This is a genomic window from Ancylobacter polymorphus, assembly GCF_030813495.1.
Taxonomy (GTDB): Bacteria; Pseudomonadota; Alphaproteobacteria; order Rhizobiales; family Xanthobacteraceae; genus Ancylobacter; species Ancylobacter polymorphus.
Genome location: NZ_JAUSUI010000001.1, coordinates 428,873 through 442,553, shown reverse-complemented (window position 1 = coordinate 442,553; position 13,681 = coordinate 428,873). Strand labels below are relative to the sequence as shown.

General features: G+C 66.5%; 15 protein-coding genes. 13 read left to right on the top strand and 2 right to left on the bottom strand.

Annotated features, from left to right (window positions below; translation table 11 throughout):
* The first annotated feature begins 24 nt into the window (after positions 1–24).
* The 10 genes from J2S75_RS02440 (at position 25) to J2S75_RS02395 (ending at position 10,010) form a co-directional block, all read left to right on the top strand.
* Positions 25–645 carry an amino acid synthesis family protein gene (locus J2S75_RS02440; protein WP_307017856.1) on the top strand — a complete coding sequence of 207 codons (621 nt, stop codon included), beginning with the start codon at positions 25–27 and terminating at the stop codon, positions 643–645.
* The gene (locus tag J2S75_RS02435; RefSeq protein WP_307017855.1) at positions 638–2,407 is read left to right on the top strand and encodes an alpha/beta fold hydrolase; all 1,770 of its coding nucleotides are present in this window, start codon (positions 638–640) and stop codon (positions 2,405–2,407) included. The genes J2S75_RS02440 and J2S75_RS02435 overlap by 8 nt, the downstream gene beginning before the upstream one ends.
* Positions 2,408–2,425: 18 nt before the next feature.
* Positions 2,426–3,463, top strand: coding sequence for an LLM class flavin-dependent oxidoreductase (locus J2S75_RS02430; protein ID WP_307017853.1), 1,038 nt, complete (start codon positions 2,426–2,428; stop codon positions 3,461–3,463).
* Positions 3,464–3,473: 10 nt separating this feature from the next.
* Entirely contained in the window at positions 3,474–4,955 is a 1,482-nt protein-coding gene (locus tag J2S75_RS02425) for an aldehyde dehydrogenase (RefSeq protein ID WP_307017851.1), read from the top strand.
* An 8-nt stretch (positions 4,956–4,963) separates the two neighbouring features.
* Complete coding sequence (locus tag J2S75_RS02420) at positions 4,964–5,278, top strand: NIPSNAP family protein (RefSeq protein WP_307017849.1); 315 nt, start codon at positions 4,964–4,966, stop codon at positions 5,276–5,278.
* 94 nt (positions 5,279–5,372) lie between these two features.
* Positions 5,373–6,401 (top strand): ABC transporter substrate-binding protein, encoded by a 1,029-nt coding sequence (locus J2S75_RS02415; RefSeq protein ID WP_307017847.1) that lies wholly within the window; start codon positions 5,373–5,375, stop codon positions 6,399–6,401.
* A gap of 169 nt (positions 6,402–6,570) precedes the next feature.
* Positions 6,571–7,416 (top strand): ABC transporter permease, encoded by an 846-nt coding sequence (locus J2S75_RS02410; RefSeq protein ID WP_307018485.1) that lies wholly within the window; start codon positions 6,571–6,573, stop codon positions 7,414–7,416.
* A 5-nt stretch (positions 7,417–7,421) separates the two neighbouring features.
* Positions 7,422–8,222 (top strand): ABC transporter permease, encoded by an 801-nt coding sequence (locus J2S75_RS02405; RefSeq protein WP_307017846.1) that lies wholly within the window; start codon positions 7,422–7,424, stop codon positions 8,220–8,222.
* Positions 8,219–9,298, top strand: a complete 1,080-nt coding sequence (locus J2S75_RS02400; RefSeq protein WP_307017844.1) for an ABC transporter ATP-binding protein — start codon at positions 8,219–8,221, stop codon at positions 9,296–9,298. The genes J2S75_RS02405 and J2S75_RS02400 overlap by 4 nt, the downstream gene beginning before the upstream one ends.
* A gap of 127 nt (positions 9,299–9,425) precedes the next feature.
* Positions 9,426–10,010 carry a D-sedoheptulose-7-phosphate isomerase gene (locus tag J2S75_RS02395; protein ID WP_307017842.1) on the top strand — a complete coding sequence of 195 codons (585 nt, stop codon included), beginning with the start codon at positions 9,426–9,428 and terminating at the stop codon, positions 10,008–10,010.
* Between the two features lie 74 nt (positions 10,011–10,084).
* Here the strand turns inward: J2S75_RS02395 and J2S75_RS02390 are convergent, their stop codons facing one another.
* Together J2S75_RS02390 and J2S75_RS02385 are read right to left on the bottom strand one after the other, a co-directional pair.
* The gene (locus J2S75_RS02390; protein ID WP_307017841.1) at positions 10,085–10,915 is read right to left on the bottom strand and encodes a GHMP family kinase ATP-binding protein; all 831 of its coding nucleotides are present in this window, start codon (positions 10,913–10,915) and stop codon (positions 10,085–10,087) included.
* Between the two features lie 176 nt (positions 10,916–11,091).
* Positions 11,092–12,312, bottom strand: coding sequence for an HAD-IIIA family hydrolase (locus tag J2S75_RS02385; protein ID WP_307017839.1), 1,221 nt, complete (start codon positions 12,310–12,312; stop codon positions 11,092–11,094).
* Between the two features lie 43 nt (positions 12,313–12,355).
* Between J2S75_RS02385 and J2S75_RS02380 the strand changes: the two genes are divergently transcribed.
* The 3 genes from J2S75_RS02380 to J2S75_RS02370 are packed head-to-tail and all read left to right on the top strand — an operon-like array spanning position 12,356 to position 13,621.
* Positions 12,356–12,922: a hypothetical protein gene (locus J2S75_RS02380; RefSeq protein WP_307017837.1), complete on the top strand. Its 567-nt coding sequence runs from the start codon at positions 12,356–12,358 to the stop codon at positions 12,920–12,922.
* A gap of 31 nt (positions 12,923–12,953) precedes the next feature.
* Positions 12,954–13,370, top strand: coding sequence for a hypothetical protein (locus J2S75_RS02375; protein WP_307017835.1), 417 nt, complete (start codon positions 12,954–12,956; stop codon positions 13,368–13,370).
* Between the two features lie 20 nt (positions 13,371–13,390).
* Positions 13,391–13,621 carry a hypothetical protein gene (locus tag J2S75_RS02370; protein WP_307017834.1) on the top strand — a complete coding sequence of 77 codons (231 nt, stop codon included), beginning with the start codon at positions 13,391–13,393 and terminating at the stop codon, positions 13,619–13,621.
* Positions 13,622–13,681 lie beyond the last annotated feature (60 nt).

The window sequence follows — 13,681 nt, the reverse complement described above, 5'->3', positions numbered from 1 at the left end:
AGCCCGTCTTTCGTGAGACAGATCATGCCGTTGCAGCTGCGCAAGCTCGTCACCTATGCCGAGACCACCTTCATCGAGGGCGGCCGCGCGGCCCCCACGCCGCTGCGGCTCTATGCGGCGGCGGCCGTGCTCACCAATCCCTGGGCCGGGCGCGGTTTCGTCGAGGACCTGAAGCCGGAGATTCACGACATCGCCCCCCAGCTCGGCGCGCTGCTGACCGAGGAAATCCTGCGCATGGCCGGCTCGGGCGAGGCGGTGGAGGGCTATGGCAAGGCGGCGATCGTCGGCACGTCGGGCGAGGTCGAGCACGCTTCGGCGCTGATCCACACGCTGCGCTTCGGCAATCACTACCGCAAGGCGGTCGGCGCCAAGAGCTATCTCGCCTTCACCAACACGCGCGGCGGGCCGAATGCCGCCATCGCCATTCCGCTGATGGACAAGCTGGATGAGGGGCGCCGCTCGCATTACCTCACCATCCAGTTCGCCATCAACGACGCCCCGGCCCCGGACGAGATCGTCGTCGCGCTCGGCGCCTCCATTGGCGGGCGCCCGCATCACCGCATTGGCGACCGCTATCAGGACCTCAAGGAACTCGGCTCCACCCAGGGCCTCGACGCCGCCCCGGCGGACGTCTCCCATGGCTGAGGCTCGCATCCTCGCCTATGCCGGCCGCGACGGCGCCGCCGCGCGGGTCGCCTATCGCCGCGCGGGCGTGGCCGGCGCGCCGCCGGTGGTGCTGATCCATGGCGTCGGCATGGCGAGCGAGGTGTGGGCGCCGCAGATCGACGCGCTGGCCGCGGGCCATGACGTGATCGCGCTCGACATGCCCGGCCATGGCGGCTCCAGCCTGCCGCCGGAGGATGCCCGCCTGTCGGACTACGCCGATCAGGTCGTCGCGCTGATGGACGGGCTGGGTCTGCCCTCGGCGGCGCTGGTCGGCCATTCCATGGGCGCGCTGGTGGCGCTGGAGGTGGCGCTGGCGCACCCTGCCCGGGTGCGTGCCGTCGCCGCGCTCAATGCCGTGTTCTGCCGCACGCCGGAACAGCGCGCGGTCGTCACCGCCCGCGCAGGCTCGTTGGAGGCGGAAGGCCGCGCCGCCTCGCATGAAGCCGCCGTGGCGCGCTGGTTCGGCGCGCCGGTGCCGGCGGAACTGGCGCCGAGCGCGGCGCAGGTATCCGCTTTGCTCGCGTCCGGCGACCCCGTCGGCTATGCCCGCACCTATGCGCTGTTCGCCGCCTCGGACGACGCCCATCGCGACCGGCTCGCGAGCCTCGCCATGCCGGCTCTGTTCATGACCGCCGAGGGCGATCCCAATTCCACCCCCGCCATGTCGCGAGCGATGGCGGCGCTGGCCCCGCAGGGCGTGGCCGAGGTGCTGGACGGCGCCCGCCACATGATGACGCTGACTCATCCGGGCGCGGTGAATGCGCGGCTCCTCGCCTTCCTCGACGCGCCGGCCGCGCCCTTCGATGCGAAAGCCTTCCGCCGCGCGCTCGGCGCCTTCCTCACCGGCGTCACCGTGGTGACGACGCGAACGGAAGAGGGCGAGATGCGCGGCTTCACCGCCAATTCCTTCTCCTCCGTCTCGCTCGATCCGCCGCTGATCCTCGTCTGCCTGGCGAAAACCGCGTCGAGCTTCCCGGTATTCGCGGCGGCGGCGCATTTCGCCGTCTCGGTGCTGGCGGCGGAGCAGAAGGACGTGTCGGCGCTGTTCGCCTCCAAATCGCCGGACAAATTCGTCGGCGCGCCCTGGCAGCTCGGCCCGGCCGGCAGCCCGGTCATCTCAGGCGCGGCGGCATGGTTCGACTGTACGCGCCACGAGGTGGTGGAAGCCGGCGACCATGTGATCCTGATCGGCCATGTCCGCGGCTTCGGCACGCGCGATGTCGCCCCGCTCGGCTATTGCCGCGGCGCCTATGTCGATGTCTCGCTCGGCCTGCAGGCGCTGGCCAAGCGCGACGAGCCGGCCCGCGTCGGCGCCATTCTGGAAGCGGACGGCGCGCTGCTGATGGTGGAAGACGGCAAGGGCGGCCTGTCGCTGCCCACCGGCTCCTGCCTGGAGCCGGCCGCCAATCCGCGCAGCCTGCGCGGCGCGCTGGCCCGGCTCGGCGTCGAGGGACGGCTCGGCTTCCTGTTCGCGGTGTTCGAGACGCCAGCCGCCGGCGATGGCCCGCCCACCGTCTCGCTCTATTACCGCGGCAGCTTCGAGGGCGTGCCCTCCGCGGCGGCGGGCGCCGTGCTTGTGCCGCTGGATGCGGTCGATCTCTCCCGCCTGCCGGATGAGGCCACCCGCTCCATGCTCGCGCGCTATCTGCGCGAGCGCCGCGAGGACGCGTTCGGCATCTATGTCGGCGATGCCGCGCAGGGCGTCGTCCATCCCCTCGCCACCCCCGCGCCGCACGGCTGAGACACCGGGATCACCGCCATGAAGTTCTCCCTCTTCGTCCATATGGAGCGCACCGATCCCGCCATTCCCCATGCAAGGCTGTTCGCCGAGCTGGAGGAGCTGGCGCTCACCGCCGAGGGCGCGGGCTTCGAGACGGTGTGGATCGGCGAGCACCACGCGATGGATTTCACCATCGCCCCCAACCCCTTCATCCAGCTCGCCCATCTCGCGGCCAAGACCCGGACCATCCGCCTCGGCACCGGCAATGTCATCGCCCCGTTCTGGCACCCGATACGGCTGGCCGGCGAGGCGGCGATGATGGATATCGCCTGCGAGGGCCGGCTCGATCTCGGCATCGCGCGCGGCGCCTATGTTTTCGAATATGAGCGCCTGCTGCCCGGCCTCGACGCCATGGGCGCGGGGCTGCGCATGCGCGAGCTGGTGCCGGCGGTGAAGAAGCTGTGGGAGGGCGATTATGCCCATGAGGGCCAGTTCTGGAGCTTCCCCACCTCCACCGCTTCGCCCAAGCCCGTGCAGCACGGCGGCCCGCCGATCTGGATCGCCGCGCGCGACCCCAACAGCCACGCTTTTGCCGTCGCCAATGGCTGCAATGTGCAGGTGACGCCGCTCGCTTCGGGCGATGGCGAGGTGGCGAGCCTGATGGAGCGGTTCAACACTGCTGTCGCCGCTCATCCCGCCGTGCCGCGCCCGAAGATCATGCTGCTGCAGCACTGCTTCGTCGCCGATTCCCCTGATGAGGCCGACCAGCTCGCCGACGATCTTTCCGCCTGGTATGGGCTGTTCGGTGCCTGGTTCGCCAATAAGCGGCCGATCCATCAGGCGATCATGGCGCCGCTGACCCCGGAGGAGCGCGCCGCCGCCCCGCACTTCGCCCCGGAGGTCGTGCGGAAAAATCTCGTCATCGGCGAGCCCGACGAGGTGATCGCCCGGCTGAAGGGCTACGAGGCGCTCGGCTTCGACCAGTTCTCGCTGTGGATCGACGCCGGCATCAGCCACGAGCGCAAGGCAAAGTCGCTGGACCGCTTCATCCGCCATGTGATGCCGGCCTTTGCGTGAGGATGAAGCGATGACCGCCCTGCGCGACGATTTCCGGCTCTATATCGACGGCGCCTTCGTCACGGGCGGGGCGAGCTTCGAGAGCTATGACCCCGCCACCGGCCAGCCCTGGGCGGTGATGCCGGCGGCCACGACGGCGGACGTGAACCGCGCGGTGGAAGCCGCCCACCGCGCTTTCGACGCGCCGGAATGGGCGAACCTCACCGCCACCCAGCGCGGCAAGCTCCTGATGCGGCTCGGCGATCTCGTCGCCACCCATGCGCAGGAGCTTGCGGAGCTTGAGACCCGCGATACCGGCAAGATCATCCGCGAGACGCGGGCGCAGATCGGCTATGTCGCGGAATATTATCGCTTTTTCGGCGGCCTCGCTGACAAGGTCGAGGGCTCCCATCTGCCCGTCGACAAGCCGGATATGGAAGCCTGGCTGCGCCGCGAACCGATCGGCGTCGTCGCCGCCGTCGTGCCGTGGAACTCGCAGCTCTTTCTCTCGGCAGTGAAGCTCGGCCCGGCGCTGGCGGCGGGCTGCACCATTGTGCTGAAGGCGTCGGAGGAAGGCCCCGCCCCGCTGCTCGCCTTCGCCAAGCTCGTGCACGAGGCCGGCTTTCCCCCCGGCGTCGTCAACATCATCACCGGCTTCGGCGAGGAATGCGGCAGGACGCTCACCGCCCACAGGCTCGTCTCCCGCGTCGCCTTCACCGGCGGGCCGGCGACCGCGCGCCATGTGGTGCGCAACACGGCGGAAAATCTCGCCTATACGACGCTCGAACTCGGCGGCAAGTCGCCGGTGCTGGTGTTCGCCGATGCCGATCTGGAAAGTGCCGCCAATGCGGTGGTGGCCGGCATCTTCGCCGCCTCCGGCCAGAGCTGCGTCGCCGGCTCACGCCTCTTCGTCGAGGAGAGCGTGCGCGACAAGCTGCTCGCCATCCTCACCGCGAAGGCCCGCCGCATCCGCATCGGCGACCCGCAGGACCCGGCGACGGAAATGGGCCCGCTCGCCACCGCGCGCCAGCTTGGGCATATCGAGCAGGTGGTCGCCGCCAGCCTTGCGGCCGGTGCGACGCTGGTGACCGGCGGGCAGCGGGCGGAGGGCTTGGCCTCGGGCAACTACTACGCCCCCACCATCCTCGCCTGCGCCGGCAATGAAGTGCCCTGTGCGGCGGAAGAGTTGTTCGGCCCGGTGCTCAGCGTCATCGGCTTCGATGGCGAGGCCGACGCCATCACGAAAGCCAATGACAGCCCGTTCGGCCTCGCCGCCGGTGTGTTCACCCGCGACCTCACCCGCGCCCACCGGCTGATCCGAAAGCTGCGCGCCGGCATCGTCTGGGTCAACACCTACCGCGCCGTCTCGCCCATCGTGCCCTTCGGCGGCTATGGCCTGTCCGGCCTCGGGCGCGAGGGCGGGGCGGAATCGATCCGCGACTACACCCGCACCAAATCGGTCTGGCTGCGCACCTCCGACGCGCCGATCGACGATCCCTTCGTCATGCGCTGAGGCCCGCCATGCTTTACGAGATGCGTACCTACCGGCTGAAGACCGGCGCCGTCCCCGCCTATGTGAAGCTGGTGGCGGAGGAAGGCATCGCTTTGCAAAAGAGCCATCTCGGCCAGCTGGTCGGCTATTTCACCAGCGAGATCGGCCCGCTGAACGAGATCGTCCATATCTGGGCCTATGCCAGCCTGGACGACCGCGCCGCCCGCCGGGCGCGGCTGAACGCCGATCCGGCCTGGCTCACCTTCCTGCCGAAGATCCAGGCGCTGATCGAGACTATGGAAAACAAGATTCTGCTGCCGACGGCGTTCTCGCCGCTGGGCTGACGCCGGGCCTCGCCCCGCCGCCACGCCTTCCCTGAACGAACCGAGCGCCCAACGCGCCGCCTTCCACACCGAACGCCAACCAAAGGGGACCACCATGTCGCGCACATCCCGTGCTCTCGGAATTGCCGCCCTCGCCCTCGCCGCCGGCCTTGCCGGCGCCGCGGTGGCGCAGTCGGGTTCCATCGTCTTCACCAGCTGGGGCGGCACCACCCAGGACGCCCAGAAAAAGAGCTGGGCCGTGCCCTTCACCAAGGAAACCGGCATCACCGTCAAGCAGGACGGCCCGACCGACTATGGCAAGCTGAAAGCCATGGTCGAGAGCGGCAACGTTTCCTGGGACGTGGTGGACGTGGAGGCCGATTTCGCCGCCGCCGCCGCCAAGGACGGGCTGATCGAGCCGATCGACTTTTCCATCGTCAAGCGCGACGAGATCGATCCGCGCTTCGTCACCGACCATGCGGTCGGCAGCTTCTATTATTCCTTCGTGCTCGGCTTCAATCCGGCGAGCCTGAAGGGCAAGACGCCCAAGAGCTGGGCGGATGTGTTCGACACCAAGACCTTCCCCGGCAAGCGCACCTTCTACAAATGGTCGGCGCCGGGTGTGCTGGAAATCGCCCTGCTGGCGGACGGCGTACCGGCCGACAAGCTCTACCCGCTCGACCTCGACCGCGCCTTCAAGAAGCTCGACAGCATCAAGAAGGACATTGTCTGGTGGGGCACCGGCGCGCAGTCGCAGCAGCTGCTCGCCTCCGGCGAGGCGCCGATCGGCCAGTTCTGGAACGGGCGCATCTTCGCCCTGCAGCAGAGCGGCGAGAAGGTCGACCTGTCCTGGGAGCAGAATCTGACCGCCGCCGATATGCTGGTCGTGCCCAAGGGGTCGAAGAACAAGGAAGCGGCGATGAAGTTCATCGCCGAGGCCACCAGCCCCGAGGGACAGGCGAGCTTCGCCACCGAGAGCGGCTATGCGCCGGTGAACGTGAAGTCCGCCGCGCTGATGCCGAAGGACGTGGCCGCCAACCTGCCCGACAAGCACACGGCCTCGCAGATCAATCTCGACATGAGCTACTGGGCCGCCCATCGCGACGAGATCGGCAAGCGCTGGTACGCCTGGCAGGCGGAGTGAGCCGGCGGACCACCGCCGGATGCGATCCGCGCTCCCCGTCACAAGGGAGCGCGGAAAGGCGCCGGCCAAGGACGGGCGCACCGTTCCGGCCTCCTCGGCCTCATCGTCCACCTCACTGCACTCATCGAACCGCCGTGGTCGAGCCCTCATGACCGTGACCGACGTACCGATGGCCCCCCAGTCCCCAGCCGCCCGGCGGGGCGGACGGGGCTTCGCGCCCGTGCTGCCGGCGCTCGCTCTGGTTGTGCTGGTATTTGTGATTCCGGTGCTGGCCCTGCTGCTGCGCAGCGTGCTGGAACCGGCGCCGGGGCTGCAGAACTACGCCACCTTCTTCGGCTCGACGACCTATCTCAAGGTGCTCGGCAACACCTTCCTCGTCGCCTTCACGGTCACGGTGGTGACGGTTCTCCTTGGGTTTCCCGTGGCTTGGTTCCTGGCGATCGCGCCGTCCTTCTGGTCGCGGCTGCTGTTCGCCATCGTCATCCTGTCGATGTGGACCAACCTGCTCGCCCGCACCTATGCCTGGATGGTGCTGCTCCAGCGCACCGGCGTCATCAACCGCACGCTGATGAATCTCGGCCTGATTTCCGAGCCGCTGCCGCTGATTAACAACCTCGTCGGCGTCACCATCGGCATGACCTACATCATGCTGCCCTTCATGATCCTGCCGCTGCACGCCACGATCCGCTCCATCGACCCCGCCATTTTCCAGGCCGCATCCCTTTGCGGCGCCAGCCGTTTTCAGGCTTTCACGCGGGTGATGCTCCCCCTCACCGCCTCCGGCATCGCCGCTGGCGCGCTGATGGTGTTCGTCATGTCGCTCGGCTATTTCATCACCCCGGCCCTGCTCGGCGGCACCGCCAATATGATGCTGGCGGAACTGATCGCGCAGCTGGTGCAGTCGCTGCTCGACTGGGGGCTGGCGGGCGCGGCGGCGCTGGTGCTCCTCGTGATCACGCTCGCCATCTATATGGTGCAGCTTCGCTTTTTCGGTTTCGGTCAGGCGAGGGGCTAGGCGCCATGCTGCTTGATTTCGCCCGTCTCGGCCCCTGGCGCGTCGCCCTCAGCCTCATCGCCCTGCTGGTCGGCGCCTATCTTCTGCTGCCGATCCTGCTCATCGTCGCCCTGTCCTTCGGCTCCTCGCAATGGTTGCAATTCCCGCCGCCCGGCTGGACGCTGCGCTGGTATGAGGACCTGTTCGACGATCCCGAATGGATCGCCTCCTTCCTCACCAGCTTCAAGATCGCCGCCGTGGTGACGGTGCTGTCGGTCGGCATCGGCCTGATGGCCTCCTTCGGCCTGACACGCGGCACGTTTCGCGGCCGGCAAGCGTTGCGGGCGCTGTTTCTCACCCCGATGATCCTGCCGGTGGTGGTGCTCGCGGTCGCGCTCTACGCCTTCTTCCTGCGGCTGCATCTCAACGGCACGTTTCTGGGCTTCGTTCTCGCGCATCTCGTCATCGCGCTGCCCTTCTCCATCATCGCGATTTCCAATGCGCTGGAACGGTTTGACCGCGATATTGAAACCGCCGCCATCGTCTGCGGCGCCAGCCCTTTGGAAGCCAAGATCCGCGTCACCCTGCCCGGCATCCGCCTCGGCCTCATCAGCGCGGCGATCTTCTCCTTCCTCGCCTCCTGGGACGAGGTGGTGATCGCCATCTTCATGGCGAGCCCCGATCTCCAGACGCTTCCAGTGCGCATTTACGGCACGCTGCGGCAGGATCTCTCCCCCGTCATCGCCGCCGTCTCGACGCTGCTGATCGCCCTGACCGCCGCCCTCATGGCGGCCGCCGCCCTCCTTCGCAAGGACGACCGCTCATGAGCTTTCTGGAAATAGCCAATATTTCCAAGACATTCGGCAATGTCACCGCCGTCAGCGACGTGTCGCTGGAGATTGCGCGCGGCGAGTTCGTCACCTTTCTCGGGCCCTCGGGCTCCGGCAAGAGCACGACGCTCTACATGATCGCCGGCTTCTTCGAGCCGACGCGCGGGGATGTGCGGCTGGAGGGGCGCAGCATCCTTTCCGAGCCGTCGAACAAGCGCAATATCGGCATGGTGTTTCAGCGCTACACGCTGTTCCCGCATCTGTCCGTCGCGGAGAATGTCGCCTTTCCGCTGCGCGTGCGCCGCCGCCCGGCGGCGGAAATCGCCGGCAAGGTCGAGGAGATGCTGGCGCTTGTGCGGCTGGAGAGTTTCGCCGGCCGCATGCCCGCCCAGCTTTCCGGCGGTCAGCAGCAGCGCGTCGCCCTCGCCCGCGCGCTCGCCTACAACCCACCCTTGCTGCTGATGGACGAGCCGCTCTCGGCGCTGGACAAGAAACTGCGCGAGGAAATCCAGGACGAGATTCGCCGCATCCACCGGCAAACGGGCGTGACCATCCTCTATGTCACCCACGACCAGGAGGAGGCGCTGAGCCTCTCCGACCGCATCGCCTTGTTCAACCACGGCAAAATCGAGCAACTCGGCAAGGGTCGCGAGCTTTATGAGGCGCCCCGAACCCGCTTCGTCGCCGACTTCATCGGTCATTCCAATTTTCTCGACTGTACCATCGCCCGCAGCCACGGCGGGTTCGCGGACATCACGCTTCCGGATGGCAGCGCGCTGGAGCGCGTCGCGGTGCATGGCGACGCCAGGGCCGGCGGGCGCGGCGGCCTGATGATCCGGCCGGATCGGCTCCGTCTGTCGCCGCTCCGAGGTGAGAATGGGCCCGGCATCGACGTGGTTCTGTCCGATGCCACCTTCATCGGCGAAACCTACCACTTCGTGCTGACAACGGGGTGGGGCGCGAGCGTCAACATGCGCATGCCCGCGAGCCTGGCACGTGCCGACGATGTGACGATCGGTACCAACCTGCGGCTGCATTGGGAGGCGTCGGACGCCAGCCTGTTCGGCCAGTGACCGTTGTTCGTGTGGACAGTCGCGGGTTGACCTCCTAAGTCTGCCCGCGGTCTGAGCCAGCCATCGACTTGCCCTCGGTCGGGACGGTAGCGGGCGGACATCGTCGCTGCATTTCCGAGCCACAACCATGATCAATTCGACCGACAGCATCCGCGCCTATTTTGCTGAATCCGCTCGACTTTTAGGCCGTCTCGACTCCATGGCGGCCGATGTCCGCAGGGCGGCCGACACCTGGATCGATGCCTTGTCGAGCGGTGGCAAGGTGATGTTTTGCGGCAATGGGGGCTCGGCAGCCGATTCGCAGCACCTTGCGGCCGAACTGATGGGGCGATTCCTCTCGGATCGCGCTCCTCTGCCGGCCTTGGCGCTGACCGTGGATACGTCGGCATTGACGGCGATTGCCAACGACTATGGCTTTGAGCATGTCTTCGCGCGCCAGGTCCGTGGCATCGGCCGCAAGGGCGATGTGCTGGTCGGATTGTCCACCAGTGGCAACAGCGCGAATGTGGTGAAGGCTTTCGAGGCCGCCCGGCAGATGGGCATCACAGGCGTCGCCTTTACCGGGGCGAGCGGCGGTGCGCTGGGCGCGCTCGCGGATGTGCTGGTGGCCGTGCCGCATGAACAGACCAGCCATATCCAGGAGGCTCATATCGCGATCGGGCACGTGATGTGCGGCATCGCCGAAGCGGCGCTTTGCCCGCCCGGTCGATAGTCGCGCGCCTGCAGGCTTTACGCTCGAAGGCATCTGCGTGGCGTGGAAATACGTGCGTGACGGCAGGCGAGCGGTCAGGCGAAATGTGACACTGTCGATCCGCCATCGGTAAGCGAAATCGGAATGACATTGCCGGCGCCGAAATGCTCCACGAACAGAGGGTGGCGGCCGGGTTCGACGATAAGGAGGATGAAGCCGGCGCCGCCGGCGCCCAGGAGCTTGCCGCCATGCGCGCCGAGTTCCTTCCCGCGACGATACAACTCGTCGATGATCGGGCTGGTCACGCCCTCCCCCAGTTTGCGTTTCAGGCGCCAGCCTTCGTCCAGGAGATGGCCGAAGCGAGCGATACTCGCCATGTCATCGCCGGCTTCTTCCAACAGGCGCGTGCCCGTGCGCGTCATCTCATACATTTCAGCGAGATAGGCGGCATTGTCGCCGCTGACGGTGCGCCTGTGCTGGCTCTCAAGCGCATCCACGGCACGACGTTGCGCGCCGGTGTAGACGAGCAGCAGCGAGGCATTCAGGGTCGCCAGACGGCTCGTGGTGAGCGTCAGCGGCTCGATGGCAATGGTCTCACCGGAAAACTCATAGCGCGAGAGGCCACCGAAGGCGGCGTGGATCTGATCCTGGACGCCCACATTTTCCTGGAGAATGTCCTGCTCCATGCGAATGGCCTGCCGCGCCAGTTCATAGCGCGTCAGTTGGACACCGCGCATGCGGTGAAGCAGGTTGATGAAGCCGACAGTAAAGGCTGACGAACTGCCAAGTCCCGTATTGCCTGGCAAATCCGACATGGTCGCGATGTTCAGCGGGCACTCCCAGCCGTAGAGCTTCAGGCTTTCGCGGACCACCGGATGCTGGATGTCTTCGATCCGCTGCACACTCTCCGTCGTGCGGTAGGTCACGCGAAACCTCTGCTCAGCGATCGGCGAGAGAGGAAGCGCCTGGATATAGATATATTTATCGATGGTACCACCTAGTACGGCGCCCGGACTGGAGCGAAAATAGGAGGGGTAGTCGGTGCCGCCGCCAAAAAAACTGGCGCGAAGGGGAGTTTTACTAATCCACATTCAGGTACCACTTACAGCAATTGGGCGGCGATGTCGACGACAGAGCCGCCTTCGTAACGCAGCGCGCGGAGGCCCGCAGCACGTGCGGCTTCCATGTCGGCGGAGCTGTTGCCGATGAGGAAGCTTCGCTGCGAATCCACCGGCCAGGCCGCCATCAGGTCGAGGAGCATACCCGGGCCGGGCTTACGGCGCGGGCAATCGCGGCGGTAGGCGGGAATAACGGCCTCGGGATGGTGCGGACACCACTCGAACGCATCCACATGGCCGCCAACAGAGGCCAGGGAGACCTGCATGGCGTCATGAAAGGCCGTAACCGCGTTCTCGTCATAATAGCCGCGGGCGATGCCAGCCTGGTTCGTGACCACGAAGACGAAATAGCCAAGCTCGTTGATGTGAGCGATGGCCTCCCGTGCCTGCGGCATCCAGACGAGATCCTCGACTCGATGCGTGTAGCCGCCATCGCGATTGAGCGTCCCATCCCGGTCGAAGAATACGGCCGGACGCGTACGGGCGGCGACAAGATCCACTTGTACCTGCGCGAAGGTCTCGGGAATCCCGATGTCGACGAAATACGCTCCCTCGCGCGCCTGCGAGGCGACGACGCGTCCCTCCGCCACGAGGCGTGGAAGTACGTCCCGCTCCAGGGAGCAGGCGGCATGGGGCGGGATCAAATCAAGAATCGCCCGGTCGATTGCATAGACGCCGGCGCTGATGAGGCCTGAGGCATCCGCGAGCGGGGCGCCCTTCTCCTCGAACCCGACGACCCGGTCTGCTTTCAGCGTGACCCGGCCGAAACGCGCCGTGTCGGGCACGCGGTGAAGCAGCATCTGGGCCTTGACCTCTGGATCCCGCTCCCTTGCCTTGTGCCAGCCAAGTCCAAAGCGTGCGAGGTCGGCATCGATCCAGGAGTCGCCGTTCAACAGCAGGAACTGCGGCGCGAGACGATCGGCCGCGAAACGCAACGCGCCGCCCGTTCCGAGTGGTCCAGGCTCCACAAGCACCTCGACCTGCGCGCCGAACAGCCGACGTCCATGGAACGCCGTCACGATCTGCTCACCGAAACGGCCGGCGAGCAGCACAATGTGCTTCACGCCATAGCGGGCCACTTCCTGGATGAGGTGAAAGAGGAAGGGGCGCCCGGCGACTTCCAGCATGGGTTTGGGCGTCGCTTCGGTCAGCGCGCCGAGGCGGGTGCCCATGCCCCCGCAGAGGATGACGGCCTGATCAATCAAGTCAGGCAGCCTGCTGGGCGGGAAGGTCTGCCGGCATGGTCATGTGTCCACCCACTTTGTGGGACAAGCGAAGCGAGGGGCGGTCAATGTAGCGCTCAAAGTGTATCGCAACCAGAAGGCTGATCCCGATGCTAGTCTGGCTCGCGATCAACGCCGCCGGCATATAGCCGAGCCATGCCTCCAGCTGAAGGAAGAGGGCGATGCCAATCGTGAACATGATCGGGAAATGCGTGAGATAGAGACTGAAGGAGAGCCGTCCGAGCCCGCCCATGGGAAGGAAAGCAGGTTGCGCAAACGGGGGCTGATGAACTCGGCCATGGACTATGGCTCTAAGGCAGACAGTTCGCCCGACACGTCTGTGTCGGCTAGCGGCGAAAGCGATTCGGCGGCCGGCAGCGCCAAGGGCGGTGGGAGACGCAGCTCTCCCGAAATGCGGGCGCTGCTCCTGCTCCTGACGGTGCTGTCTTTGACGATCGCGGCCACTGCCATCTATTTCACGGCCGTCTCGTCACAGGCGCCTCACGGACAGTGGTTGATGACCTATCCCAACCTCTTCTACCGTCTAGGCATGAACATGCTTCCCCTCTTCTGGGCCTGCTGTTTGCGCTGACCGAATGGCGCCGGGGGCGAACTCCCCGTGCGTGGATGTCGTGTTCTATCTCAGCGCGCTCGGATGGGGGCTGTTCGTCTATTATCAGGGCCGTTCGCACATCTTCAATCGCGTCACGATGTGTTGGCCGGCACTGGCGATCGCGACCGTCTTGCCGGACCGAACGGGTCGAATGGTACGCGCCGGCGAGCTGGGTCCTGTCCAACTCGCCATGCCCGCGCTGACGTTGGCGGTTCTCATGTTCTGCGGCATTCCGTTCATCCAGAACATCGGCCCGCTCTGGCGCGATGCCGTGCGGATGCTCGACGGCCGGGTCCGCCTCCCTCGCCTCTCGTGGCAGACGAGCTGGACTTCATTCGCCGCCAACCGCGGCCGGGGGACGAATGGGTCATCCTTGCGCAGCGGCAGGGCTTGTACTAGGCGTCTGCCCAGGGACGGTCGCCGCTGAAGGGGCCCGGCTATGTGGAGATGCTGACGGTCGAAGATCGCGACGTGATGCTCCGGCAACTGGCGTCGGGAAAATTCGGATGTGTCTTCGTCGGCGAAGGGGGCGGCAGCGTCCTCGGCCTGAAGACTGATGTGTTGGTGCCGTTGCGTCATTATGGTGTTGTGGATGCCAACACGTCGAAATCCATGTCGCGGCTCGGGTCGGATGGGCGTGGGGGCGACGCTAGGCTGATGCCCGCTGACGATCCATAGTTGCTGGATGGCAGGCGACTCCTGTGTCCGAATACTCCGCACTCGCTATCTAGAATTGCA